We start from the raw sequence: 26,939 nt of genomic DNA, 5'->3' as shown, positions 1-26,939 counted from the left end.
CGACGCCCCCCCCGACCCTAAGGTTAACTTGACTGATGATAACAAATACGACAAGCGAGATGCCTGCGACTTGCAGGCATCTCGCTTTATCTAAATAACGTGGTTGTGAATCAACCGCTATTTGTTATCCGCCCAAGCATGGTCGGGTTTTCCAAGTGCCGCAGATTGCCGTGAAAGAGGAGCGACGTGTACTTTGGTACGCGAGCAACGGTTTGAACGGCAAGGTGCGGTGCTTGGGAAAGCCGCTTATCGATAGGAAACGCTCTGCTGAGAATCCTTGACGACTACGTCGTGGGCCCCGCCTTCGACGATGGAGGTCGAGCTCACCAGAGTCAGGCGTGCCTTTTCCTGGAGCTCGGGGATCGAGAGGGCACCGCAGTTGCACATCGTGGACTTGACCTTGTAGAGCGTGCCGCCCACGCCGTCCTTGAGGGAGCCGGCGTAGGGAACGTAGGAGTCGACGCCCTCGACGAAGCTGAGCTTCGCGGCGCCGCCCAGGTCGTAGCGCTGCCAGTTGCGGGCACGCGCAGAACCCTCGCCCCAGTACTCCTTCATGTACTGACCGTTGACGTTGACGCGCTCGGTCGGGCTCTCGTCAAAGCGAGCGAAGTAACGGCCCAGCATCATAAAGTCGGCACCCATAGCAAGGGCGAGCGTCATGTGGTAGTCGTAGACGATACCGCCGTCAGAGCACACGGGCACGTAAACGCCGGTCTCCTCGTAGTACTCGTCGCGAGCGCGGCAGACGTCGATCAGCGCGGTGGCCTGGCCACGACCGATACCCTTGGTCTCGCGGGTGATGCAAATGGAGCCGCCGCCGATACCGACCTTGATGAAGTCGGCACCGCAGTCGGCCAAGAAGCGGAAGCCTTCGGCGTCGACGACGTTGCCGGCACCGACCTTGACGTCCTCGCCGTAGTTGGCACGAATCCACTCGATGGTACGCTTCTGCCACTCGCTGAAGCCCTCGGAGGAGTCGATGCACAGGACATCGGCACCGGCCTCGATAAGCAGCGGCACGCGCTCGGCATAGTCGCGGGTGTTGATACCGGCGCCGACCATGTAGCGCTTATCGCCGTCGAGCAGCTCGTTGGGGTTGGTCTTGTGGCTGTCGTAGTCCTTGCGAAAGACGATGCCCATGAGGTGATCGTTGTCGTCGACGATGGGCAGAGCGTTGAGCTTGTTGTCCCAGATGACGTCGTTGGCAACCTTGAGGCTGATGTTCTTGTCGCCCACGATGAGCTGCTCACGCGGGGTCATGAACTCGGAGACCTTCTTTTGGTGATCATCGCGGCTGGGGCGATAGTCACGGCTGGTGACGATACCCACGAGCTTGCCCTTGGGGGTGCCATCGTCGGTAACCGGCATAGTGGAGTGACCGGTCTTTTCCTTGAGGGCGATAACCTGCTCCATAGTCATGTCGGGAGTCAGCGTGGAATCGGACTGGACAAAGCCGGCCTTGTGATCCTTGACGGCCTTGACCATGGCGGCCTCGGACTCGGGGGTCTGGGAACCGTAAATGAAGGACAGGCCACCCTCGGTAGCGAGCGCGACACCCATGTCGACGCCCGAGACGGACTGCATGATGGCGGAAACCATGGGGATGTTCAGGGTGATAGCCGGCTTCTCACCGCGCTTAAAGCGGGTCAGCGGCGTCTTAAGAGAGACGTTATTGGGGATGCACTGCGAGGACGAGTAACCAGGGACCAGCAGATACTCCGAAAACGTGTGGGACTCACCGGGAAAGAACGTAGCCATGTTTCTCCTTTTTCCATGCGACCGGTCGGCTGCAGGCCTCGTAGGACCCAGCCCAACCTTGGGCGCCCAATACTGGGGAAGTATCTTAACGCACTTTGACTGCTACAAAGCATGAATTAAGAAGAGCACACGAGGGCTTGACGCAGGCATTGCGTTTGCCCAGCAAACACTTTAGCGGGAAGACGTGGGGCACATGGAGTACAAGACGACGGCGCGACTGGTCATTCAATCGTGCGACAAAGACCTGCCGGGCGTGTTCAGCCACAGCTGCGTCTTGCTGCTGCAGGGTATTGCCCGCGAGCACTCGCTCAACCGCGCCGCCAAAAGCATGGGCATAGCGTATTCCAAGGCCTGGCGCATCATAAATGAGGCCGAAGGACAGCTGGGTTGCAAGCTCATCGAGCGCGACGGCGCCCGCGGATCCACGCTCACCCCCGCCGGCGAGCGAGCCGTAGCGGTCTACGAGGGCCTGCAAGCAGAAATCAACCAAGCGATCGCCACCAAGGCCAACGACCTCATCGCCAGCATCAAAGAGTAGCTAATTTGGGACGGGGCTTTTTTAGCTACCCATCCAGAGCATTCTTGACTCATAGCCAAAAATTGACATTGGGTAGCTAAAAAAGCCCCGTCCCAAATTAGCTACTTGCGGAGGGCGTGGTCTAGGGTGGCCGCTACTGCCAGAGGATCGTCGGTGCCGGCGAAAAGGCGGATGGTGCTTGCCTGCTTGCCGCGTGGGGCCGAAAGGCGCGTCGCGGCGCCGCCGGCGGGCGACGTACGGAACTCCCCGGGCAAGGCATCGAATAGCTCGCCCGCGCTGCGATCGATAAGGTCAAACTCAACTGCCGGTCCAAAGCCATGCTCCAGGATTCCCGTTGCAACCGCATGGTCGGGATGCGAACTCAGCCCGGGGTAACGCACATTGCGCACCATCTCGTTCGCAGCCAAATACTCTGCCAGCGCACGGGCGCGGTCAAAGTGCGATTGCATGCGAGCGTTGAGCGTCTCGAGCCCGCGCTCCAGCACGTCGGCCTCATCAACATTCAGATCAAGCACAGGCGCACCGCAGCCGGTAAGCAACGCATGCGCGCACTCGGCAGCGGTGTCCACACGATGCCGTTTGAGCTGCGAGCGCGCAACCGACGCCGCCACAAGCTTGCGCGGAGCCCCACCGGCACACACACGATCAAGGGCCTCGAGCGACAGCACGGCTCCCAAGCGCAGCGGATCGCACCCAAAGACGCTTGCCACAGTGTTATCCACCACGAGGAGTGCACGGGCATCACGAGCCGCGCGGCCCAGAGCACGAAGATCGGGCACGCGCAGGCCAAACCCGCCAATGGAGTTAACGAACCACCACAGATGCGGGCCCGCGGCATCAAACGAAGCATCAAAGCCCGCGGACGCGGCGTCAAACGCTGCAACCGACAGCTCCCCCACCATAGCCACGTTGAGGGCATCAAAGCCGTGCGCAAACGCATCGACAAAGTCATCGGCAAACGCAACTAGGCGGTCACCGGGGCGCACAATCCCCAATTGCGACAACGCTGCTGGCACATGCGAGGCCGCAAGCAACCGCGCCTCACGTGCGCCGGCCCTTGCAGCCCAGGCCTCTTCTAGCTGCTGTACACCCATACGGCACCGTCCCTTCATAAGCAAAAACCCACGATGCGGGTGTTCCCCGCATCGTGGGCAACGGCTGCAGTATAGCGCCGATATGCGACGACTCGCCTAAATGCTGAGCGTATGGTAGTTTACGTTCGCACCCGGGGCGTCAACGGACACGCCATAGGCCTCGGGATAGATGCGCGTCGAAAACACGAGCGCGCCATCGTTCACAAACACCTCGACCGAGGAGACATCGCCAATAATGCGCACGTTACGAACCTCGTCGACGGGCTCCCAGCGCACGGTACGACCGCAGCCGGCAGAAGCGCGGCCTTCATCGGTAAATCGCATCTCAAAGCGCGCGGGCAGTTCGTCCTCGGCGGGCACAAACGCCAGCTTCAGCTCGCCATCAACAGTCGCGGTAAACGCGTCGTCGACACCGTCGACAACAACGTCAAAGCAGGTATCGCCGGCAACCTCCAACGAGCCCTCCCCCACACGCACCGAGGCATAATGGCGCTCGATCTCGCGCGCCGGCTGCTGCAGCACCACGCCGCCGGCACCGGCTGTAAGCTCACGCGGCACCGTCATGCAGTGCTGCCAGCCGCACGACACGGTGGGGTCGTTGCCATAGGTCGGCTCGTCGGGCATGCCCATCCAGCCGATCAGAATGTGGCGACCGTCCTCGGTCGTGAACTCCTGCGGAGCATAGAAGTCAAACCCGGCATCCCACAGGCGGAACTCGCCCAGCTCATAGGCACCGTCACCACCGGTAATGTCGCCTGTTACAGGCATGTATCCAGCGGCGTACACGTTGCCACGGTCCCAACGACCGCCCTCGAGCCCCTGGGGAGAGAAGGATAGCCACTTCGCCGGCACACCACCATCCGCCTCAAGCTCCAGATACCCCGGGCACTCCCACATAAAGCCAAAGCGCTCGGACGTTGACACACGGCTCTCGAGCTCCCAGCTCATCATGTCCGACGAGCCATACACCAGGATCTCACCCACATCGCGCCCGGCACCCTCGCCGTGCATCGCACAAAACCGGCTCTCGACATGCGGCCCATCCACGCGACGACGCGCGCCCAGCACCATGTAATAACGCCCGTCCGCGTCACGCCACACCTTGGGATCGCGCACGTGGCAGGTCAAATCCTCGGGATAATCATCGGACGCCAGCACCACGCGCTTTTGGCTGAACTCCCGACCGGCAAGACCATCAATGCTCTCGACATAAACAGTATCGGCTCGTCGACCGGTATTGACGTAGTCGTACGTGCCGTCTACATCGGAAAGCTTAACGTTGCCCGTGTACAGCACGCGAATGCGGCCGTCCTCAGCAAGCGCGGAGCCCGAATACACGCCATGGCAATCGAACGGCTCGTCGGGCAGCAGCGGGGCGCCAACGTAGTCCCACGTCATAAGGTCGCGGCTCGTCACATGACCCCAGACCTTAACGCCACCCTCGACATCAAACGGCGCATATTGAAAATAAGCGTGGAACACGCCGCCCGCTTGGCAAAGACCGTTGGGGTCATTGAGCCAACCCGCCGGCGGCATAATATGGAAGTGCTGGCCATACGCGCCATGACCGCACTCAGAGGCGGCAGCGTCAACAGCGGCAACCAGCTTTGCAAGGTCGCGACCAAGTGCATTAGACATATCAAAGTCCTAACGGATCGAAAGTTACTAGGCACCAGATATCGGCACCAGATACGGGAAACGCCCGCGAGCATACAACCCGCGGGCACCCCCTCAATCAAAAGCCCTTAGGCCTGCTCGGAAGCCTTGGGCTCGTCCTTGTACAGGACAAACGAGACGCCAAAGGAAACCAGCGCGGCGACCGCAAACATTATCGCGTACTGCACGGGCTGGGCCAGGCACAGCAGGATACCGAAGATACCGGTAACGCCCGTGCCGGAGGCAGCCAGCGAGGTGAGCGCGCAAACCAGGGCACCGCAGCCGGCGCCGATGCAGCCGGCGATGAAGGGCTTAAAGAAGCGCAGGTTCACACCAAAGATGGCAGGCTCGGTAATGCCCATAAAGGCGGACAGAGCCGAAGGAAGCGCCAGGCCCTTGATCTTGGCATCGCGGGTCTTAAAGGCAACGGCAAGCGCGGCGCCACCCTGGGCGATATTGGCAGCGCTAGCGATGGGCAGCCAGTAGGTCACGCCGTACTGGGCGAGCTGGCCCAGGTCGATGGCGGTGTACATCTGGTGGATACCGGTAACGACCGTGGGGGCATAGAACAGGCCGACGATAAAGGAACCGATGCCGAAGGGCAGGGTCAGCAGGGTCTGGATCAGACCGAGGATGGCGTTCTCGGCCCAAACAAAGATGGGGCCGACGGCAACGAGCGTCACGAGCACGGTCACGAACACCGAGACAAGCGGGGTCACAAAGAGGTCGAACATCTCGGGGACAACCTTGTGGAGACGCTTCTCGAGGAAGGCGAGAATGGCGCAGGCGATAACGATGGGAATCACATGGCCCTGATAGCCGACCCACTCAAAGCTGTACACGCCGGGGATGACGGTGACCATGGTCTGCACGCCCTCGGAGGCAACCGTGTAAGCGCTCTGCAGCGAGGAGTTGATGAACGCACCGCCGACGACGGCACCCAGGTACGGGTTGGCGCCAAAGGCCTTGGCGGCGGAGTAGCCGATCAGGATCTGCAGAATGCCGAAGGACGTTCCCGAGACCAGGTCGGCGATCTTGTAGATAAAGTTATTGGTGTCGAGCGCGATAAAGCCGTTGGAGGCCATAAAGTTGAGGGCGCTCATAATGCCCAGCAGCAGGCCCGAAGCCACGATGGCGGGGATGATGGGGACAAAGACATCGCCGAGTACCTTAATGGCGCGCATAAAGATGTTCTGCTGCTGCGCCGCGGCCTCCTTGACCTCGGCCTTGGTGGCAGCCTCGACGCCACTAAGCGCGATGAACTCCTCGTAGACCTTGTTGACAGTGCCGGTGCCAAAAATAATCTGAAGCTGGCCCTGAGCCTCAAAGACGCCCTTGGCGCCGTCGACGTTCTCGATGGCCCCCTTGTTAACCTTGGCGTTATCGGCGATCACCAGGCGAAGACGCGTAGCGCAGTGCGCGGCCGAAACAACGTTGTCGGCGCCACCGACGTTGTCGAGCACCTCTTGGGCTGATTTGCGGTAGTCCATGACTTCCCTTTCCTCCAACGGGTGCATTCGCACCCGGCCATCTTTGACACTTATACTGTAATCGTTTTCAGTTTCATAATTCTGTAATCGTTTTCATAATAGGGTGAACGGTAGGAAAAAGCCGGCGAAAGGTAGTTTTAAGGCAAAAACAGGCGACTCAGAGGCAGACAGACGTGCCCAAAACCTAGACATTCATAAGCTGATGGCCGAGCTTGAGCGTCTTGAGACCGCTCTCCCCCTCCACGCCATCGAGCGTGTTGAGCAACATATTGGTCGCCTCGACGCCACTGGTCAGGTAGCCATAGTGCACGGTGGGAATGCCGCCCGTCAGCGCGCGCAAAAACGCGTTGTCACCAAAACCGCTTACGCGGTGCATGCCCTCGCCCACGCCGCGAACCTCATCGATGGCACGCAGCGCACCCGCCGCCATGGTGTCGGTCGCGCAGGCGATAAACGAAACATCGGGAGCGACGGAAAGCAGTTCACGCGCCGCACCATAGCCCGAGTCGAGCGTAAAAGACCCCTGGCGAATCAGGCTCGGATCAAGCGCCACGCCCGCGGCGCGCAAGCCGGTCTCAAAACCGCGACGGCGGTCATAGCCAGCAGCGCGGTCCTCCTCGGTAACTCCAATGTAGGCAATCTTGCCATCCACGCGACCCGCAAGCGCATGACCCAGCTCAAAGGCGGCCTCGTAATCGTCGTGATAGACGCACGCCGCGCCCTCAACATTCTGACCGATCAGCACGATGGGCACGCGGCACGACTCAATCGCCCGGCGATGCTCGTCGGTAATCATGGTTGCCACCAGCACAATGCCATCGACCGGGTGGTTTTGGAATAAATCGAGGTATTCGAGCTCGCGATCGGCAGCGTTGTCGGTATTGGCAAGCAGCATCTGGTAGCCACGGCGACCGAGCACCTGGCCAATGCCGGCGGTAATGCGGCTCACGGATTCCGAGTTAATCTTAGGTACGATGACGCCGATGAGCTTGGTGGAACCGGTGCGCAGCGCGCGAGCCTGGCTGGACCGCACGTATCCGGTCAGCTCAATCGCCTGCTTAATGCGCTCGGCCTTGTCCGTCGATATGTAGCCACCGTTGAGGTAGCGCGAGACGGCGGCGCTCGAAACGTCGGCCAGCTCGGCCACATCTTTCATCTTTACCACGAGTACCCCTGTCGTTGAAATCGCTTTCACCATGATACCCGTGAAGACGGCATGCGAACCAAATCGGCCCACTCAGGTCGAGCAAACGTCAGCGAGCGGGCAGCTGCCGTGGCGAGGTGCCGCGAAAGAGGAGCGAAGCGTACTTTATGTACGCGAGCGACGGTTTGAGCGGCAGATCGCCCGGCAGATGTTCGCGCAGCGTCGACCGGTCCGGCGTTCGGTAGAACGCCGGAAATAGTTAGCCGTGGTACTCGCCGTTGTACTGGATGAGCGTCAGGTCTTCCACGCCGTCGAGCGCGCGGATGGCGTCGGCATAGGGCATATCAACGCCGTCCGAGAACACCTCGACGGCCATCTCGACCTTGTCACCGCGCATGGTCTTGGACTTGACGGTGAACTTGGTGCGGCCAAAGGCGCGCACAATGTCGTCGCCGGCGGTCTGGCCCGTGTAGTGGATGACCATCATGTACACGCGCGCCTTGTCCTGGTGGCTCGCAAAGCCGGCAATCATCACCACAATCACCACCGCCGTGAGCCCCACGAGCGCATACATGCCGGCACCCGCCGTAATGCCCGTGGTAATGGCCCAAAACAGATACAGCAGGTCGAGCGGGTCCTTGACCGCCGTGCGGTAGCGGACAATAGACAGAGCACGGTACCTTCGTCCATCACCCACGGCTCACGCTCATAGTCCACGATGGCCCACGGGCGCATCATGTTGTAGATGCACTCGATGTAGAACTCGCGACAGAGCGGATAGGGGCTCCTCAGCAAAAAGTCGTAGTCGCCAGCCAGAATCTGCTCAAACTCACCGCGTGTAAGTGGCGCGTCCTCCTTGTAGATCCAGCTGCCGTACTTCTTTTTGCGCTCGAGCTTAATCACCTTGTCGCTGCCGTTATAGATTTAGAACAAACGAATACCCAAACCCCTCTTAATCGCCTTATTCAAAACGTCGTTAAGTCGCTTAGGCCAATTCGAAATAAAGAATAGACAAGTGCAGCATGCGCAAAATGAATCATTGTTCAGACGATCAATCTCGTTGAGCAAAAGTTCAGAATGATTGATGTCCGCCACTGTCGCAGCTAAGTCAGCCATACACTCGTTTGCATTTTGCGTCGCCTGTTCATTAGTTAACCATAGCGACCTCAGGGCATGAACGGCAATAATGCAAGCAAATGTATAGCCATCAATACGCCCAATATCCGCAAGCGAATCTCCCCTCCTGGCAACCCAGTCCTTGTAAGATCGCTGGCCAAAAATCACATCTGAAGGAACAAGGGCATCATCCAGAGAGAAAAACTTCGAGGGATCAAAATCACGATATGCTTCAACCGATGGATAGCTTAGATATAGCTGACCCATATCAGTGCTGTCGCAGTAATAGTCTTGCATTAGCTCAAGCCGCTTAAAATCGAGCCGATTGTCCTGAGGATCTAAGTCAAATATAAGCAAGGTGTCTGTAAAACTGGATTCGAGAAGCTGGGCCGCATCATCTTTATCCGAAAGAAGCTCTGCGACAAAGGATTTAAGATCAATGGACTCGAAATCGCAACCGCATTCTTGAAAGAGCTTGTCTAGAAAGTCGTGAACATTAATCTCGACAGGAACAATTTGATGATCATCTGCGAGGCTAAAAGAATCAAACATGCGCTCCATCAGCTGAGGCTCGCGTTTAGCACCTTCGACAATGAGCAGGACGTTCTTTACGGACGCATTGTTCATGACTAGTCAAACTCTCCGGCACGGAGGAGCTTCTCGATGTTGTTGCCAAGCCTCAACTCGCGATCGGTGGAATCGGCCAAAGTTCGAATGCCCCCTTTTGCAGAGATTTGATAAACGCAGTCAGGCCTCATTACGCCATTCTTAACAAGCGAGGTATTGTGGGTCGAGCACAGTATCTGACACGATGCCTTTGAAGCAAAGAGCTTCAAAAGGCTCTCTGCCATCTCAAAGTGACAAAAAGCGTCAAACTCATCTATGAACAAAAAGCTGGCCGACTCGTTAAGCTCAAGCTCAGAGAACAACTTAACCAGAGTTCTTGTACCGCTAGAACATGCCTCGACAAACGGGATGCATCGCATGGGATGATTGAAATACAGAACAGGTAAGCCGTCGGACTCTTTAATAACGATCAGGGACTCATCGACTCCAAAATTGCGAATAAATGACTCGAATTCCGCGACCTTGTTCTCGCGTATGATCTTGTCGATTACCTTTCTTGTTTCAAACCCTTTCAATCGAAAACTGTCCATGCGAATCAGTCTCATGCGCGAGACAAATCGGCGCAACTCCGCCAAGACGCCTAAAACATTAGTTGGAAGACTGCTCGTTATGTATGAAAGAAGGCTCAACGAGGTATCGGAGAATTCAAAATTGATCCCAGCAGCACCGATTCGTTCAAGATGGTTCTCTTCGAAAACGCCGCTTGCATTATTGAATTCGAAAATTCGTTCCCCATCAATCAATAGGGTCTCGTGAAGCCAAGTAGTCGGAGAAGTCTTCTCATAGCAGTAATTGATTTCGCGACCGTCAAATTCAAAGACATAGGTGAACTGTGCCGTACCTCGCCCGCAGTCAGCATTCAAAAACAGACGATCATCCTGGTCAGAATAATCGAATGCCTTTGGAAAGCCGAGTGTAATGTCGAATAAAGCTGAACCGAAATTCGATTTACCAGACGCATTTCTGCCGATCAAAAGTGCAGTTTTCACGGTTCCGTTTTTAACGTTATTTTCTGCAAACTGGTAATCACGAGAAGCTGCGAAATTAAATGAAACCGGAGTCGAAAAATTCCTATAGCCATCAACAGTAAAACGCTTAAGCATGAGAGTCTCCTATCTCTTGCCGTAATTATATTACGGCAAGAGATAGGAGACCTGCATCAATTACGTCACTACGGGAAACGTCATGTAACCAAAGCCAATCCGAACCATGAAAACCTACCGCGAGGGCCGCTCAAACCAGAAGTATGCGGCAAATTCCAGACATTTCGACCACACTGGATAGTGACAAAGCTTCTACCTGCGGTTTTGTTGCAAAAAATCGGGTTGTGCTCGGAGGTTTCTGTTTTTTTCCCAGCACTTCCGAAATGATGACTTCGCATCAGGGTTCTATCAACAAAGACGGCATCCACGACAATATCCAGTTGTCGCGGAAACATCAAAGGGCCGTTGCCGGAAAACCGAACAACGACCCTTCTTGGTCATCGCCTCACGTAGAGTGCACGACGACTGTATCACTGAGAACATCTTACCGTAACTTCCAGCGAGCACGACTGCGCACCACCGGCTCTTCACCCGCATTCACGATAAACCTCGATAGAAAGCCCAGGAATCCCGGAGATGAGCCCTCTATTCTGCGAACTGATACCTGACCTTGAGGCTATTCAACTGGCTATATGGCAGATACCCATCTTTTTGCAAACGACCCACAACAATTCCTGGGGCAATTCCTACCTCATCGGCAAAAGACGCAACGGAACTACACGTCTTGCTTCCAGCAACGAGCTGAACATATGCCTCTGGTGGAATCAAGGTATCGCGCGCGAAAGCATCCGCTGTGCGTTCCTCCTCTTCGGTAGTCCCAGTAGTTCGTCCAATGTGCCCTTTAATAACATGCGCCAATTCATGGAAAAGACTGAACCAGAACTTATCGGCATCGGCCCCGCGCAGCGTAAGCGCGAGCACAATCTTTGATCCGTCATAGAACGTCGCACCATTGAGAAACGTGTGCTCAAGATGAGGCAAAAAGACCGTCGCGACCCCACATTCAGCCAACAAAGACACAAGAAGCGGCTGAAAATCTGCAGGATCCATAGACGTAAGCTCTCTGAGTTTGGGAATACACTCCTCAAGCTTACCAACATTGATCTTACCGGTCGTTATACCTCGCGCATCGATCTTGGCCTTCTGGGCCCAAGCCAAAAGTGCATATTCGGATTCAGCGGTTTCCTTCTGGCGACGATAAGCGATTCCCGGAGCAAGTCGGTCTTCATTCAGCAGCGTAAGTCTAACAACCTCAAAGAATTTTCTAAGCTCGACCACTTTAACAGCCACGGAGCGCGTCGGCTCGACCCATCCCAGTTTGGCCATTTGTGCATAAGGAAACTTCCTGGCTATCTGCTTATCCTCTTCGATAGAATTTTCGTCCTCGACCTGCAGCAACTTCTCACGATAACGCGCCTCAAGATTCATCCAAAATGCCGAGGGAACGCCCAGCACCATCTCGAGCCTATGTGCAGTATTTGGAGTAAGTTCAACTTGCCCATTTATAAGCTGGCTTATGAACTTCTCGGAGTAATCCATGCGCCTAGCAAACTCGCGCTGGCTCATACCGCGATACTCAAGCTGCTCCTTTATGGTAGCCCCTGGTGGTGTTGCGATATAAGTCTTGCTCCTTGCCATGACCTCTCACCTCTTAAGCATTCTCCTATTTACAAACCTCTTGCTAGTGGTAGTCAACGATTTCTTGAATTTCCGCTATCTGAATCTCATCCCTAATGACTTCAAATACCAATCGCAGAGGATGTACCAAGTCCATTGCAAATTGCCCTTTACGGTCACCAACGAGCTGGTGGCATCGCCCGATTCCATACTGGACGAGTGTTTCAACGGAATCAGCGGCACCGATCTCGTCGACGCGTTGATGAATAAGACCCGCAGTTAGATTACCGTACTTCTTAATAGCGTCGGAGGCGTTCGTACAGATCTTCTCGATTTGTCGGTTCCTGTAATTGACCTGCATGACCACCTCCTATAGTAGTTTTACCTCTGCGGTAAAACTACTATAGCAGCTATATAGGACAAGAACAATATCGGCAGGAAAAGCAGGCCAATCACACTGGAATGCCATAGCAACTCTCCCCGCGACTCTTTTGCGAGAAAGGGCGTTGTGCTCAGGGGTTCCAAATTATGTCGTACACTCTCGACGGGCAATTTCGGAAGCGCGGGTAAAACTAGATACCTGACGACCAAACTTGGAATTTGAGTATCCGCGATCTGCGGTTTAGCTGAAAAAAACCAGAACGTGCTCGGCGAGTTTCGATTTTCCCCGCACTTTAGGAATTCGTTATAAACCCAACGTTTCTAGAACGAACATTGAAAGTTAAAACTGCATCGATTAACAGTCGTCTGGAGCGGCGAGCTCCCCCGATGGCAACACCCCCCAGGCCCTCTACGGGGCAGACGACCATCCGGAGGCGCCCGATCAGCGGCCCCTCGGGTCTTGCCCGTATCGTAGGCAATGCACCGAATGCTCGCCATCGAATTTTATCGATGGCCCATTTCAGACTGTAACGGCCCCCAGCGTTGAAGTATCGAGCTCCCCGTGCATCATATCGCCACACAGAGTGCATCCTGCCAATGTCGTACCAATGTCGTTAAATTTACCCAATGAAGCCGTCACGCGCCGCAGCCCTCTATCAAATCTCGCAAACGATACGCGCGCGACGAATCGAATTGATCGATAAGGAAGTCGAGGACGACGCGCAGATCGCCTCTCAGCACTCCCCGCCGAGCCATCCTTGACCCCAGCTCTTCAGCGGCACGAGCACAAATTTCCTCGAGATAATATTGCATATTTGAATCGAGTCGCGAAGAAGAAAGGCTAACCCCGTTGCGGATAACCATCGCGAACCAGTGGAGGCCCTTTTCCAAGCGCTCGGGTACAACCTCATGCAGCAGATATGCGAACGAAGTCAGAGCCGCAGTCCCTTTTTGTTGCCGTGAGACCTTGGAGAAGAAGCCATCCCACCGGTCGTAGCCCAAAAATGACTCAAACTCGTTATGGGACCAAGACGGATCTGCAAAAAGCAACGCTTCTAGCAAATCGTCGGGATTGCTTCTGTTATCGAATGAAACATTGACCGAAAAACACGCTTCATAAGTCTCGCTCCAATACGCGAAGAATAGCGAGTCGTCCAGCCTCCCCCGAAGTCGGGCATAGAGTAATTCAGACAGAAAACGCCCACCCACATATTGTTGAAGCAACAGCGGAGCAATCTCGGCAAGAATACGACGAAAGCAACTTGGCTTTGTCTCAATGAACCACATCGCAACATGTCGCACAAAGCGAACCTGAAAATCAAAAATCCATGTGGCGTCTCGGTGGACCATCAGCCCAGATGAAGTCGCCTTTATATAGTCTTCTATAGCAAATGGATCGCACCCGTCGTCGCTGCAAGCTGCCACCAAGACGAAACACGTCGCGAGGTGTTTCGGATTATAGACAACGTAGTTTTCCAAATTAGAGACACCAAGATCCATGGCGATGATTCGTTCCGGCAATCGCGGATATTCTTCAAGGAGTAATTCCATCGGTTTATCGTTACTCAGTCGACGCTCTGGAGCGGAAACCCGCAAAGCGTCCTTCCGATTCTTATCCCAGAATTTACCAGCTATAAGATACCCAACTAGAAAGGCCTCGATTGCACGGACATTCCCTGAATAATAGGCTCCTATAGCCTCTATTAAAGTCGAGTGCAAATCCCTATCCGGACCAACGACCAGCCTTGCAACAAGAATCGGAAATTCGCCCACTCCCCGAGCCGCAGACAAAACGCAAGCTTTGACAAGTGCCTCAAGAGAAGATTCTCGATAAAGGGGATACGCATTTGCAGCATCCAGGCATTTCGAGACATATTCGTAGCACCATTCAAGCTCGGATTCCGAAAGTCCATCCAAATAGTCTCGAAGAGCAATTGCAACTGTGTATTCACACGCATCGCGGAGAAACAAGGCCGCACCGTCACCATCTATCAGTTTCTTAGCATGAGCCAATGCAGCGCTGATTGAATCGAAGTCATCGTCAAACTGAGCGCCCTTTTCCCACCCATTATGCGCCCACGTATAAAAAGCAAGAGATTGACTCGGATTCGCATCTTCCAGCATTGCTTTATGCTGTTCTAGCTTTTCTGCCAAATCCTTGTCTGGATTAATCTCCAATTCTATTCCAGGCTGATTAGGGTCATCCGAATGTCCAACAACCTTAAGGCGGCGTGAGTCCATTTGCTGGTACGCCCAACTAGTAAGCGCATCTTCATCATCCAAAGAACCCGTAGCGTCATCAATAATCGAATGGATACGATCGGCAGCAATGGTCTTCCCATCCAGCAGAAGGAGACTGTTGTCGAGCTGCATAAGTAGTGCAGCGCTTGATATCATCTTTTCGCTAATTCGGTACTTCGAGACGGCCTCTCTATCTTGATTATGCAGATAGTAACTCGCATAGAGAGGCACCGCCGGTTTAAGTTGCCCACCACTCCACCTTTCCCTATCCAACACGGGCACAGCTTGACACGAAAGTAGCGCGCAAAGCACGTCGGGGCATTTTATCGGTGCATTCAACACGGCCGAAACGACCACGGATACAACCGAACAAGAACGTGATGCCTTCAAAGCTGTAAAACACACGTATTCAAGCTGCTCGGAAGTAACCGCATCTGAAAACTCAAGTAACCATCGCTCAAACGCCATCATGATTGACGAATACAAATCAGAACCGCAGCCATTTAAATGCGCCGTCCACAATCTGTCGCTAAAAATATAGTTTCTGTCTATCTCGCCCAACCGCATGCTCGTTTCAAAACATTCATCAGCTAAATTCGAGTGCAATAGAGCGTCAGCAACATGGTCGGCAATTCTGCAGACCAACCGCAATGCAATTTTCCAATCAGCCCTAAATAGGGCATACACAGGAGTCTGCATAGCACTTGCCGGATAGTACGATTTTCCACGTGCATGAAGCGCGAAATCATTATCGTGATCAAAAGGCATTTCAAAGAATTCGTGTTTATGATCGCCTTTGATTGTCCAAGCATTAAATAAGAACTCCGAGTACTCACTTGGAATAGCGTGTGCAACATACCATGTCGATAGAGAATCCTTAATCAAGCCTTGGAATAAGGGGCGGTTACATTCCCTGCAATCATCCCAATCCCTCTCCTGCGCACAATAGGCTGCCAATTCTTGGCACAGCTCTCTCGCCGTTACAAGAACAACCGAAACGCATGTTTCTTCTGCACCGTTATATTGATAGGGATTGCTCTCAAGCTCAATCTTCTTTAACAACGCGAGCGCAATCAGACCTGCTTGGCGCGCCGTCTCTCCAGTATGGTTGCTTTTGCTCCAAACATCTAGAACTTTAACGAGATCAAGAGACGCCTCTAGAGGAATCTCTTCCCTATAGCTATATAGAAAAGCAATATAATCCCTCCAGCCGTAGTCAGATGGTTTTTCCTGAAGGGGAACCTTACCTTCGAATCCACTATTTGATATGCGTTCCATAGCTTCGTAATCGATATCCATACAAGAGCGCCGCAACGTTTTTCCCAGATCGCTCGCAAAGGCCCAGCCATTCGCCTTAAGTTCAAAGGAGAATTGCGATAGCAGCTCTACCGTTTGGTCGGACCGCAGCATCGAACGATGGATGCAATCTCCCCACTTCTGATATACGTCTTCGTCGCCAATCACTTCTTCGGCGAGGCATTCCAGCGCACCACGGCTTGTGCCACCGCTCTCAACAAGCCAATTAGACAGCATTTTCTTCGTCACAAAATCCGGCTTCAACTCAGTCAAAAAACGTCTAGTTGAATCTGATATCGAAAAAAGATGATTAAGCAACGCGTCAATTGCAAGCTCTTCATAATAATCGTGAGCGAAACGCACGCTCTGCATATCAAAACTGACGATAAACCCGGCTTTTCGAAACCGTTCGAGCACTTTCATGTTGGGTGTAAAGCTCGTCTTGGCATATGAAAGCCGACGAGACGCCATCCAGAAAACCGTCTCTTTTCTCAATGCAGATTCTGCTTCGCTATCACCTTTGAGATAGAGCTCGTTAAGGACAAAATCTCTCAATGCTTCTTCTGACGTTATTTGCCCCGGCCTCACCTTTGAGAGGACTTTGGCGATAATGGGCTTTCTGAACGGAGGGGCAGATGCGATTGAAGAATACTTGTCCGCATAACCTAAACGAATAAGATAGTCGCGCGCCTGATCTTCGCTAAAGCCACCAACCGAAACAACTGTATAAGCAGACTCAAACGCATCATGAACGAGCTCTTCCACTTCTCTTCTACATGAAGAGCGAACCGTCACGAGAACCATCCAGTTTCCATCGTGCGCAAAACCAAATAAAGCGGCTGGTAAGGAACGGTTCTGCGATTCGAACAAGTACTCGGCAGAATCAACCAGCAGATAGCGCTTGTCCGTTGATTGAAAGGCACGTTGAGCATCGCTTAGCCCAAGCCCGCGCCAGCCGCCAATCAGGTCTTCCTCGCTCCTCCAAGCGTCAGCGTCATGACAGTCCACCACAACAACAATCGAATCACTGGGGAGCGAGGACAGGTAGTCTTTGGCGACCGCGGTCTTGCCAACGCCCGAGTCACCCACAAGCAATACAACGCTGTTCCCCTTACGAAATCCCCCGCGAATCTGCTCGAGCAGGTCACTTCGGTCAATCTTAAATTCATCATCTTTAATGAAAACTGAAGTATCGATGTGCTTAAAGTAGCGCTTGCCCTGATCAACAAGACGCAACCCCAAGCCAAAGGCATCATGCAGATTGCTCGAGAAAAAGTGCCGTGCTATTGCTTCGTTCTCAAGCAACACAAACGAAGATTCAAAGGCGGATGCAAGAAACCAGTCTATTTTTATTCCAAGGCGAGCGGCATGGTCTTCGGTTTCTGTCTTAGCCACAGGGTCCTGAACGCCGTCCGAGCTTATATTCCCTGCCCCAAAATCCCTATTGCAATAGAAAATAAGACGCGTAATTTCTGGATAACACTTATGGGCTTCATCCACGGCGGCAATTAGTTCGCGCCTCTTTTGCGAAAGAGATACTTGATAGTACTTTGCCTGCCACCCAATTACCTCGTCATTAACCGCAATTGGGTCAGTTTCGATCCCAGGATTATTGATGTAACGAGATATGCCCATCTCGCACCCATGTTCTTTACAAAACAGCAGGTAGCAAAGCTGCTCAAAAGCAGCCTGCTCATTGCCGCTAAACTTGCAAGCAAATACATTCCAGTCTGCAAGAACCAACTCTAAGACCTCCGCGCACGTACGGGAAAGTGACGCCTTCTACATGCATCAATAATACTAGCAAGGCGCCCGTTTCGTTTTTCTTGCTTTGTGCAGACGTTCTCAACCTCAATCGAACAGGACACCATCTGAGAATCAAGTAATTGACTTTGAACATCAGAGTGGGACCAGTATCTGCATCGACACCCAAACCGCGAAATTCCAGAAGATGAACTTGATCGTCGATACCCAAGAAAGGTTTGTCAAACTTAACTGGTTGTAAATGAAGAGAGGCGGCCATCCAGAAGAATAGCCGCCTCTTCGCAAGACGCAAGGCCGAAGGCTGACTGCGTCAATACCGCAGGTTGACTCTAGTACCAGGGTCCCAAAGGGACAATTCAATTTTCGGCAGCAAGTAATACCCTTCGTGAATCTACATGAACGCAGCCGACTGCTACCATGATCTGCATAGCGAGCAGGACGATTCATTGGAAGCTTCTTTACCGTACGAGATAGGCATCTACGTCAACTGACTCTTGCCGATCTACTGCATGTTCAAGGTGTGAGAGGGCAATATCGTAAACAGCGCCATCGGAATTACCAAGTGGATGATCGATAGATTAAGGTGCGCTGGCGGCTGGATCGGCATCATGTGGTATGACCGCTTCGAGCGGCTACTAAATAGGAAGATCAATACCGGAACTGATATTTCTTCACGGACCAGTGCAACCATGCCAAGCAGGCTGTAAAAATCGCCAAAAAAAGAGGGCCGACGCATCAACCCTCTTCAGGTGTCGCCCGAAAGCTTCCACCGCAATTGCCTATATTTTAGTCGATATCCTATGTTTGTCTACGGGCACAGCTCCAAAGAATGTCATCTCCATCTTTAGCCTCCATCTTTAGCTGCTGCTTCTTAAGAAGCAGCTATATAGCTACGAAGTGCATCCATCTTGCTCCTGGCCCCAGTCTTTACTATTTTATGAAAATCTGAGGAAGACAAAGAGCCGTGCAAGTCTTCCAGCACACTAGAGTAGTTCCGAATTAACTGATAGCACTCAGTTTTGGAAACCATCATCTTTCTGAGCAGATAGACAATTAGGACGACATAATCAGTAATAGTTGAAAAGTCTATCGAAGGAACGCCAACCTCGGATGACAGCATCTGGCCAAGCTGATTTCCCACTTTTGCCCTTTTAAACCTCACGTCATAAACAGCGCTATTATGAGCGATTGCGTTACGAAGGTCCTTAAGAACGAAGATAGTACGTTCGAGAAGCCCGGGACCGTCGTAATTGTTCGGAAGCTTTAGGTCATCAGATATGCTCTGTCTAACCGAGCCCTTTAAGCACGAATAGAAAACACCGAAGTTTCCTAGAGTCATGACCTCGAATAGCGCCCAAATAGGCAAGGGTTTATCGCTGTCGTAAAAATGCCTAACAACAGGGTTCTTGGAGTAATTGTACTGAATTAATCTATTGATTTCCGTGTTGAGCTGTCGCTGAGATTATCGACGCAAGATAGGAACCATTAGTCCCAAAGACTAAATCGTTTAAGTCACTTCCCCCAACAAGACAACGATTCAGAGAGTCAACCTGTTCCGCTATGAGAGGCCAAACGAGTTTCCCGCCGGTCGGTTCACAACTGCGGAAGGCCACTGCGAATTGTGATGACAGTGGGAAATAAACCGCCACAGGGTCCGCATCGGATGTCGACATCCATTCAGCGTGCAGCAGAAAAGACGTAGCTATGAACTCACAATTATCAGGCGCCGCAAAAAATGTGACGTTCATCGGTTTCAGTATATCAACTATCTGCATCAAAGGCGCACGCTCGTCCGTGGAAAATAGCGCGGCATCCATTATTGCCATTTCCACAATAGCCGGAAGATCGTCCTTAAGCCCCATGACTTCAAGCGTCTCAAGATCGCTGACGGTCAAAGTTTCCTTTTCAAATAGAAACGGAATTAAAGTTGATGCTTTTTTCCGTTCCGGACCAAGCCATTTTGGATGGCGAACAACAAGAGAAGCAATGAATGCGATTAAGCAATCAATCAGCTCAACCAGGCGTGCAGTGCCGATAAGCTCACCATCGTCTAAACACCCAAGAAGCTCTTCGTACTTTGGGGCCAAGCGTGACTCCACCTGGCTGAGCATATCTTCGATGGCGCCCTCCTGAAAATAAGTACTCTCCGAACGGCTTTTTACCTCATGCAAGTACTTCTCGGAGCAAATACCATCTGGTTTGCACCTAAATACACTTCCTGGCTTTCCATTTTCAATCCGAATAACGGAGAGCATCGAGTCAGAAGCAGCAAAATTCTTGAGATAGAAGCGTGGAATATAGTGTTGGTTTTTGACCATCGCTTCCTCCAAAATACAACGCCAAATCAATGGCTACCGAGCACTCAAGCGTTTAATCTTACTGTAAATCTTAGCCTCATCAGGGGCAATCGGATCATTTGGAAACGCCTTTTGGGCTCTCGCTGCGTAGGAAAGAAAGTTCCCGTAGCGGAAAAATGCAGAAGAGTCAGCGTCAGCCGATAGGCATAACCTTCTTCCCATAATACCAAGCGGTGAATAATGTTGATACAGAGCGGAGACGCGCTTTTTTGATGCGTGCCTTCCCTCCCCCTGATTAGAACGCCCGATCGCAGTGGCCGCCTCACGGAGACGCTTGTGGTACCTTCCAACCGTAGACTGTCGAAGTCTTACAACGCGCCCGTCAAAGTCAAACCCCAGGAAACTGACTTTCTGCGCCGGATGTACACCGGAGTACGGATAGACCTTACCCGCACGAACGCTTTCAAAATCAAGCTGAGCAACTCCGTCGCCATCAACCCGGAACACCTTGGTTTTCTCTGGTTGCAGTTTAACGGAATCGACATCGGCCATTAGATTGATGGCTTCTACAAGTGCATCAAAGCCAGACTTTGGAACGGCAACAATAAAGTCATCGCAATAACGAAGATACAAGCCGCCAACCCGTTCAACAGCAAGCCGGACTTTCATATCGATATCGGCCATATAAATGTTAGCGAGCACTCCGCTTGCGGCAAGACCCTGAGGAATTCCCAGCCCAATACCCGTTCGCTTCCACGGTCTGGTAATGACCTTACTTTTATTTGCAAGAAACTCAGACTTTGGCAAGATAACATCCAGCTTATTAAGTTCGCGAATAGACTTGAACCGAAGTTCGATAGCTACTTCGCTGATCATTTTCTCCCGAATAGGATCGATTGATGGCCATGGCAATTCATGTCGAGCAGCCAAATCAGCAATAGGCCAGCACGAATAGCGGAGGATATTTTTAATGACTTGATAGTGATCGTCAGGCAAGCGTCCACTGGGAAACAACGAACGCAACGACGTCATTATATGAGCATGATTTAAGTTGTCGAAGAAGCTCTCGAAATCACCCGTAAGCACAAAAGCCAAATCTTGCTCGCGTATATAATCGAAGGCCTTTTTAGCTGAAGAAATATTGCTAGTAGCAGTTACGGCGCCGTCTGATGAAAGCGAAGAGCGGTACGCTACGGCAACCTCATTAAACTCTTCGGCAATAGCCTTCTTGTTATATAAGTCCGACCACAGATAAGAGTAGTACTGGAAGACGCGGTGATCGAAATGCGAGGCATAAGAGATATTGCGAACTTTGTAGCTTCGCTTACCTCCTCGATACCGAACAGTAATGATCTCGTTGGAAATTAGAGGGTAGAACGCGTGATGGGAAATGTACTCTGGATCTAAAATCTTGGCCTGAACTTCGGCAAAAGAGACCCTATGATCGAAATGGGCATATGAACTTTTGGAACTATATCGAGGAATACGAGCGATGTCGAACTCGGCCAAAATACCCCCAAATAAATCAACCTGTCCGGATCAACAAGCGGCGGCTAACCCTCCCCGGACAGGCTAATCAAAGGCGCAGCAAGTGCAACCAACGCTTTCGCGGCCACCTAAAACAATGCTTGCCTATGCCATACTAGACGAAAGCGAGGAATTGGCACTTATGACCATCGAGGCTCTTATCCAGCTGGCCGCAGGCAACGCTGGCGTCAATGTTGCGAACGTCGGAATTTCGTCGTTTGCGATATTGACGGCAGTAGCGTACCCCATCGCCAAATCGCGATGGGCAGCAAGTTTTATTCCCCATTCTTGCTTTGATTAAACAGCTTATGAGAAATAGGCTCATGCAGAATTCGGTTACGTCATCCCTGAAATCAGATGCATAGCCTTCGCACATATTTCCCAATCAGCACGAACACTTAACCCTACATCCCCAGCGCCATTTTTACTTGCTGGTAGTCCCAGTCCAAATAGCCTTTGCTACGGCTTTTCATTGGAGCATGAACGCCGCAATCCCTGATAACTTCAGGACACAAAGACTTGTTCACGCGCGCAGAATTATATAGAACTACGATTTCGACGCCGACCTCTTTGGCCATCCTGCATTCGTATTCGATATAGCTCTCAAACGTAACGTACTTTCCAACGTTGCACAGCTTATATCCACAACGATACGACCAGCACCACTGGCAGCTACCCTTTGTTACAGAGTCGGTATGATCACCCACAATTAGAACAAAACGCTTTGAAGCATCCATGCGTTGCTTAAGAGATGCCTTGATGTTACAGGGCTTGCTCGTATCACGAGACTGATGAAGCTCATGGGCATCGGTAAAACTAAGCGACCAATAGCCGCTGTCATTCCACTTTCTTAATTGTTCAACAGCGTCGAAATCATGGTCCCAATCAGCTGCAATATAGGTTCTTGTACGATAAACCATGCGAGCTCCTCTTAATCCCAAATAGAAACCTTATCAACATCGCCAGAGTAGACGACAACTGTCGTATGCCCGGTCAATTTCTCGCGATGGAGCGTTAAAAATGAAGTGATTAAATTGAATGACCCCTTATGGTCTAGGCCCATGCGCGATAAACCTGTACCCATTAGAGGAATAACCAAGTTGCAGCCCTGACCGTTTCCATCATGGAATTCAATCACGCCATTTAGAGCCAAAAGCAGATTCTCTCTATCGCTATGAGCGACATTCCGGCTATCGAATTGAGATAGTGCAGTAAGCAGGTACGTAATACTACCGACGGTAAAGGGAATAACAGTCCCAACCGGATACTCATTTGTTTTGCCACGAAATCCAGAAGGAACTGCCTTAACGGACGCCGGATCAACATCCGCAAGAGCGTCATCAATCCTTCGATCGATTTCGGCAACAGACAGACCGCGCTCCTGCATCTTGGAAAGCCAAAGACCATGCAGGCTAAATGGCGAAACGAGTGGATGCGCGCAAGAACCCGGTTTATCGACTACGGTATCGAAAGACGTATTGACAGGAATCACGCAACAACAATGACCACATACAAAATCGTCTACAAGCGAAAACAAATCCCCATAACACGCCTGCAACGACGAGCTGCCACAAGACCAAAACTCTCTATTTCTCTTAAGAGCGGCGTGGGGAGCACTGCCCACGCACGACAAAAAGAGCAAGACCAAAAGAGCCATGATCTTTAGGCAAGTATTATTTAGTCCGAGGTCATCTGGGGAGATAAAGGAAACTACTACACCCCAAATCCCAAACACTCCCCCACACCATTTGACAAAACAGCTCCGCCAAAGATGGCTGCGGACACGAAGCGTGTCGATAAGTTTATTCATCACCATCCACCTGGTCCCCAGACCAAGGATCAAGCCAATCATTGTCTGGCCTACACACAATTCGCGCGTCCATGTACGCTTTGCGCGGAGGAAGAATTGTATGGCCCATATAGTTGCCGCTCTCAACTTTCTCGACAATCAGCGCGGCATCAACCTTGTGAGGGTCAACTAGACAAAGCGGCAACAATAAATCGACCTTATCGCCCTTTGGATAATACATTGGGACGGCAGTTTTATAGTTCCACCTAGCGCGCTTTCGGGACTTATTGACAGCCTCTTTTAGCTTTTCGTCCATACGCATATAGCCAGCGGTGCCCTGTGCCAACCGCTGGGCAAGCTGTTTCCAAAGCGGGCGCTTGTCAATATTCCTCGCTACCTTAATATCCTGCAGGATCCTTTGCGCAGCGATATCATCCTTTGCAGCCTCATCGAGAAGTCCAAAAGGCAAGCGGTTGATGTTATCCCGCAAAATATGCGGGCTATCGATTTTAATCTCCTTATGAGTATCGAGGACCACGTCATCGAGGGTTTCAATGTAGCTGGCAGCCTCAGGCATTTCACTAAAGTAACGAACGAGCAACTTGCCGCACTGCCCCTGTCCTTCGACACAGTAATCCATAAAGGGACGCTTTCCACCGGCTAAGGGGGCTCCAAACAACGCGTAGATGTTGTCGAGCTCCGCCGTCACTAATCCGGTGTTGAAAACAAGATACTGGTTGTCATTCGATATCGTAATTCGATTGGTCTTGTGAGCACTATCTTCTTTAAGTAAGCGCGAATAGGTAACGCCCAGGTAATTTTCGAGAATGGGATAGGGCCGTCCAAAATTACCACGAGCGGTAAAGGACCAAGGCTCATCCATGGCCAGAGATGCCAAGCGGCTCATTGTCCCGCCCAGACCGCTGTCGGCAAAATCGAATGAATCATAGAGGTCATCGGTAACGCTACGCCTTACCTTACCTGGAACAGCATCTTCAGTGGAAGCCGAATCTTCAACCTTAGTTTCCCAGGTATAGACCGCCGTAAAAGGCAAGCCCTGCCGCGACGGGACCAAAGCAACCTCAACAACACGTTGCTGGGATCCAGCAAACTTCAGACCGATTGGGAACATAACCTTGCCGTCATATTCCCTAAACACACCAGTCTTACGCGCCGATAACCAAGCCTGATCCAACCGAGCTTCCCAATTCTCGCCTGGTGAGCAAATTTCCGAAACTGATTCCTTGCAGCGAGGCAACACGTAGCAAAATTCTAGGAAACTCTTATCGAGATAAGCCTGCAGCTCCGCGGGGCAGGCGTGTCCACGATATACAGCCAGCGAAGCGGCCGCAGCAGTATAAGGTTTAGGACAAGCGTCGCTCTCATCAGAAGCACCAGAGCCGTTACTAGAATTATCTTCTGGCATCGAGCTGCCCACCAAGCGAACCATAGCCCCATGACGCCCCTGAGGATCGAGCGAAAAGTGAATAAAGCCACCCTCCGATTCATCAAAAGCATCGAGCAACTCCCTGAAGGATACGAAGCCCAAATCTTTTGCACGAATCCCCGCGACATCAAACTCATGGGCGACCTTAGCCATGGGATAATCCGTATTGGGCAAGAGCCGCATAAGAAAGACCCGTTTAACCCTGTCCGCTAAATCGGGAGTGACAACCGGGGACGGAGCGGGCGGCTGTATTTTTACAGGCAAAGTAGCACTACCTGAATCCTCAATCTGGCGACGTTCATTGTCCAACGCGTCTCTAACTTTACCCGCCAGATCATCAACGCTGTCAAAATAATCAGGAGTGTGGCTTTGCTTAAGCATTGCCTTAAACTGTTCGAGCTTTTCGGCACTGGGGCCCTTATCCACCATCAGGTCAGTTGTTTTATACGAATCGGATGGCAAAAACACCAGCACGCGAAGCCCATTTTTAATCGCTTCGCGATATTCAATCTCCGTAATCGAAAGACCCGTATACTCAGGATGATCGACCTGCATATACAGCATGCCGTACATGTACGCAGAGATAATAACGACAACGTCGCATTTCTTAACTTCATCGATACAAACATCAATTATCGAACGATGATGAGCACCGAAGTGCTCCATACATACAGGCAGAAAGCCGCATCGCACCGCAGCGTCTTTAACGGCATCTCTATAGGGCCGCAAGTCATACGCTGTAGAAGCAATAAAAACCTATAACTGACGAGAGCCTTTATCGTTAACCGGCATGACAACCCCCAAAAATCAGTCAACCAAATTGAAAGGTCAACAAGCGGATGTTAACGTCATGCTCCAGGCAGTGAACGACTGAAGTAATAGTACTACCTGACACTTTAGAAGAGAACAACAGCCTATTAATATTCGTCAAGCGGTAGCCTGAAAACCAATCTGCCCAATTCAGATTCTAGGATGAGGGCGGCTCTTTGCTATAGGATCGCCTCAACGGCCCGCTATATACAGAGAGGCTCCCCGGCCGCCGGCAGTTCATGACGGCTGGGGAGCCTCTCTGCTCAAAAAAGCGCTATTCTCGCCCCGATGTCATCGAGACATTCAGCACGCCGCATGCTTCTAGCGCTCAGTAACCGACGGGCTATAGAGGTCGATGAGTTCCCTGCACTTGTCCAAGTAGGCCTGCGCTGCCCTCTTCGTGGGCAAAAGACCATCGTGTGTCACAGCATTACGGACGTCAAGAACTGACTCGTGGTAGTCAGTTACGGGAATCGGAATTTCAAGCTCTTCGAGCCATCGGAACTTCCCGCCAAGCATCCGGTGCTTCGCAGCATCTTTCTCGTAGAAATCCATGCCATGGGCTCCGTAGTAGCCTGCGATTACCTCATCAATGGCAAACTCTAGGGCACTGCCGCAGAGCATGACAGAGCTTCTGAAATCAGAGTTGAAAAACGCACGGTAAGCGTTGAGCACGAGCTCGTAGACCATTGTCAGCTGGGTGCCATTTCCAGTGCGCTCGAACAGGAGACGCAAGCCGTCGGCCCCGAGGCTCCGACTATCACCTATCATGTCGAGCTCCAAGTGGATCACGGACCTCATTCCCTGGAGCCTAATGTTGACCTTCTTGTCCTTAAGGTCGAATAGCTGGAGCCCGTCGTAGAACCCTCCGCCTCTCAGCAGACTCCCTCCTTTGGGGCTAGGACTGGCATAGCCGCGCGTCTCAATTGCATATAGCCTCTCGACCAGATCCTTCCAAGCCGGAAAGGCTTCATACAAGGACGATTGGTCTACGTCATCCCCAAACGTAACAACAAGGCGAGAGGTTTCGAAAAGCCCGTCTGGACACCTGCATACCCTTCCCCAATCAACCTTCTCGATTGGGACGCCGAGCGGAGGGAGAAGGCGGTCGGGTATACCATCCGATTTAAGGTCCGGCAGGACAGGCAAATGCACCTTCGCATTGAACCCGCCGAGCTTTGTCGGGAACGCCATGCCAGACGCCTCGCCCTGGCAATAGATATTGTTCTCGAGCTCAACGTAGCCATATAGCATGACGCCATCTCCTCTCCCAACCAAAAGGCCCGCAGCGTTTAAAAGGGCCA

General features: G+C 52.2%; 20 protein-coding genes. 2 read left to right on the top strand and 18 right to left on the bottom strand.

What is annotated here, in order from left to right; all coding sequences use genetic code 11:
* Window positions 1–246 precede the first annotated feature (246 nt).
* Window positions 247–1,758: an IMP dehydrogenase gene (locus DW123_RS04835; protein WP_118237491.1), complete on the bottom strand. Its 1,512-nt coding sequence runs from the start codon at window positions 1,756–1,758 to the stop codon at window positions 247–249.
* A 193-nt stretch (window positions 1,759–1,951) separates the two neighbouring features.
* Between DW123_RS04835 and DW123_RS04830 the strand changes: the two genes are divergently transcribed.
* The gene (locus DW123_RS04830; RefSeq protein WP_118273412.1) at window positions 1,952–2,296 is read left to right on the top strand and encodes a winged helix-turn-helix domain-containing protein; all 345 of its coding nucleotides are present in this window, start codon (window positions 1,952–1,954) and stop codon (window positions 2,294–2,296) included.
* A gap of 101 nt (window positions 2,297–2,397) precedes the next feature.
* Here DW123_RS04830 and DW123_RS04825 read toward each other — a convergent pair whose 3' ends face one another.
* The 13 genes from DW123_RS04825 to DW123_RS04755 all read right to left on the bottom strand — a co-directional run bounded on the left by DW123_RS04825 (window position 2,398) and on the right by DW123_RS04755 (window position 21,571).
* On the bottom strand, window positions 2,398–3,390 hold the full coding sequence (locus DW123_RS04825) for a PLP-dependent transferase (RefSeq protein ID WP_158570732.1): 993 nt from the start codon (window positions 3,388–3,390) through the stop codon (window positions 2,398–2,400).
* Window positions 3,391–3,486: 96 nt separating this feature from the next.
* Window positions 3,487–5,028 (bottom strand): glycoside hydrolase family 32 protein, encoded by a 1,542-nt coding sequence (locus DW123_RS04820; protein WP_118273410.1) that lies wholly within the window; start codon window positions 5,026–5,028, stop codon window positions 3,487–3,489.
* Window positions 5,029–5,135: 107 nt separating this feature from the next.
* Window positions 5,136–6,536 (bottom strand): PTS transporter subunit EIIC, encoded by a 1,401-nt coding sequence (locus DW123_RS04815; protein WP_117735025.1) that lies wholly within the window; start codon window positions 6,534–6,536, stop codon window positions 5,136–5,138.
* Window positions 6,537–6,720: 184 nt separating this feature from the next.
* Window positions 6,721–7,692 (bottom strand): LacI family DNA-binding transcriptional regulator, encoded by a 972-nt coding sequence (locus DW123_RS04810; protein WP_233540133.1) that lies wholly within the window; start codon window positions 7,690–7,692, stop codon window positions 6,721–6,723.
* Window positions 7,693–7,939: 247 nt separating this feature from the next.
* Entirely contained in the window at window positions 7,940–8,377 is a 438-nt protein-coding gene (locus DW123_RS04805) for a DUF4956 domain-containing protein (RefSeq protein WP_199570186.1), read from the bottom strand.
* 227 nt (window positions 8,378–8,604) lie between these two features.
* Window positions 8,605–9,423 carry a hypothetical protein gene (locus DW123_RS04795; RefSeq protein WP_117735023.1) on the bottom strand — a complete coding sequence of 273 codons (819 nt, stop codon included), beginning with the start codon at window positions 9,421–9,423 and terminating at the stop codon, window positions 8,605–8,607.
* A 2-nt stretch (window positions 9,424–9,425) separates the two neighbouring features.
* Window positions 9,426–10,526 (bottom strand): ATP/GTP-binding protein, encoded by a 1,101-nt coding sequence (locus tag DW123_RS04790; protein ID WP_118273408.1) that lies wholly within the window; start codon window positions 10,524–10,526, stop codon window positions 9,426–9,428.
* A 525-nt stretch (window positions 10,527–11,051) separates the two neighbouring features.
* Complete coding sequence (locus tag DW123_RS04785) at window positions 11,052–12,104, bottom strand: helix-turn-helix domain-containing protein (RefSeq protein WP_118273407.1); 1,053 nt, start codon at window positions 12,102–12,104, stop codon at window positions 11,052–11,054.
* Between the two features lie 43 nt (window positions 12,105–12,147).
* Window positions 12,148–12,444 (bottom strand): type II toxin-antitoxin system RelE/ParE family toxin, encoded by a 297-nt coding sequence (locus tag DW123_RS04780; protein ID WP_118273406.1) that lies wholly within the window; start codon window positions 12,442–12,444, stop codon window positions 12,148–12,150.
* 656 nt (window positions 12,445–13,100) lie between these two features.
* Window positions 13,101–17,744 (bottom strand): ATP-binding protein, encoded by a 4,644-nt coding sequence (locus tag DW123_RS04775; protein WP_147351593.1) that lies wholly within the window; start codon window positions 17,742–17,744, stop codon window positions 13,101–13,103.
* Window positions 17,745–18,636: 892 nt separating this feature from the next.
* Window positions 18,637–19,191 (bottom strand): Abi family protein, encoded by a 555-nt coding sequence (locus DW123_RS09865; protein WP_369831510.1) that lies wholly within the window; start codon window positions 19,189–19,191, stop codon window positions 18,637–18,639.
* 4 nt (window positions 19,192–19,195) lie between these two features.
* Window positions 19,196–20,083 carry a DUF4238 domain-containing protein gene (locus DW123_RS04760; RefSeq protein ID WP_118273402.1) on the bottom strand — a complete coding sequence of 296 codons (888 nt, stop codon included), beginning with the start codon at window positions 20,081–20,083 and terminating at the stop codon, window positions 19,196–19,198.
* A gap of 33 nt (window positions 20,084–20,116) precedes the next feature.
* Window positions 20,117–21,571: a reverse transcriptase domain-containing protein gene (locus DW123_RS04755; RefSeq protein WP_118273401.1), complete on the bottom strand. Its 1,455-nt coding sequence runs from the start codon at window positions 21,569–21,571 to the stop codon at window positions 20,117–20,119.
* A 160-nt stretch (window positions 21,572–21,731) separates the two neighbouring features.
* On the opposite strand from DW123_RS04755, the gene DW123_RS09585 reads away from it, so the two are divergent.
* The gene (locus DW123_RS09585; RefSeq protein WP_158570731.1) at window positions 21,732–21,890 is read left to right on the top strand and encodes a hypothetical protein; all 159 of its coding nucleotides are present in this window, start codon (window positions 21,732–21,734) and stop codon (window positions 21,888–21,890) included.
* 103 nt (window positions 21,891–21,993) lie between these two features.
* On the opposite strand, the gene DW123_RS04750 is transcribed toward DW123_RS09585, so the two are convergent.
* The 4 genes from DW123_RS04750 to DW123_RS04735 all read right to left on the bottom strand — a co-directional run bounded on the left by DW123_RS04750 (window position 21,994) and on the right by DW123_RS04735 (window position 26,889).
* Window positions 21,994–22,509: a molecular chaperone Tir gene (locus tag DW123_RS04750; RefSeq protein WP_118273400.1), complete on the bottom strand. Its 516-nt coding sequence runs from the start codon at window positions 22,507–22,509 to the stop codon at window positions 21,994–21,996.
* Window positions 22,510–22,520: 11 nt separating this feature from the next.
* Window positions 22,521–23,399, bottom strand: coding sequence for a macro domain-containing protein (locus tag DW123_RS09475; protein ID WP_147351663.1), 879 nt, complete (start codon window positions 23,397–23,399; stop codon window positions 22,521–22,523).
* The gene (locus tag DW123_RS04740; RefSeq protein WP_255413506.1) at window positions 23,392–25,575 is read right to left on the bottom strand and encodes a DUF3825 domain-containing protein; all 2,184 of its coding nucleotides are present in this window, start codon (window positions 25,573–25,575) and stop codon (window positions 23,392–23,394) included. The genes DW123_RS09475 and DW123_RS04740 overlap by 8 nt, the downstream gene beginning before the upstream one ends.
* Before the next feature lie 381 nt (window positions 25,576–25,956).
* Window positions 25,957–26,889 carry a hypothetical protein gene (locus DW123_RS04735; protein ID WP_118273397.1) on the bottom strand — a complete coding sequence of 311 codons (933 nt, stop codon included), beginning with the start codon at window positions 26,887–26,889 and terminating at the stop codon, window positions 25,957–25,959.
* Window positions 26,890–26,939 lie beyond the last annotated feature (50 nt).

Origin of the sequence: Collinsella sp. AM10-26, from assembly GCF_003472525.1 — a bacterium.
In the GTDB taxonomy this organism is placed as follows: Bacteria; Actinomycetota; Coriobacteriia; order Coriobacteriales; family Coriobacteriaceae; genus Collinsella.
This window is presented reverse-complemented; position numbering and strand designations above follow the sequence as displayed.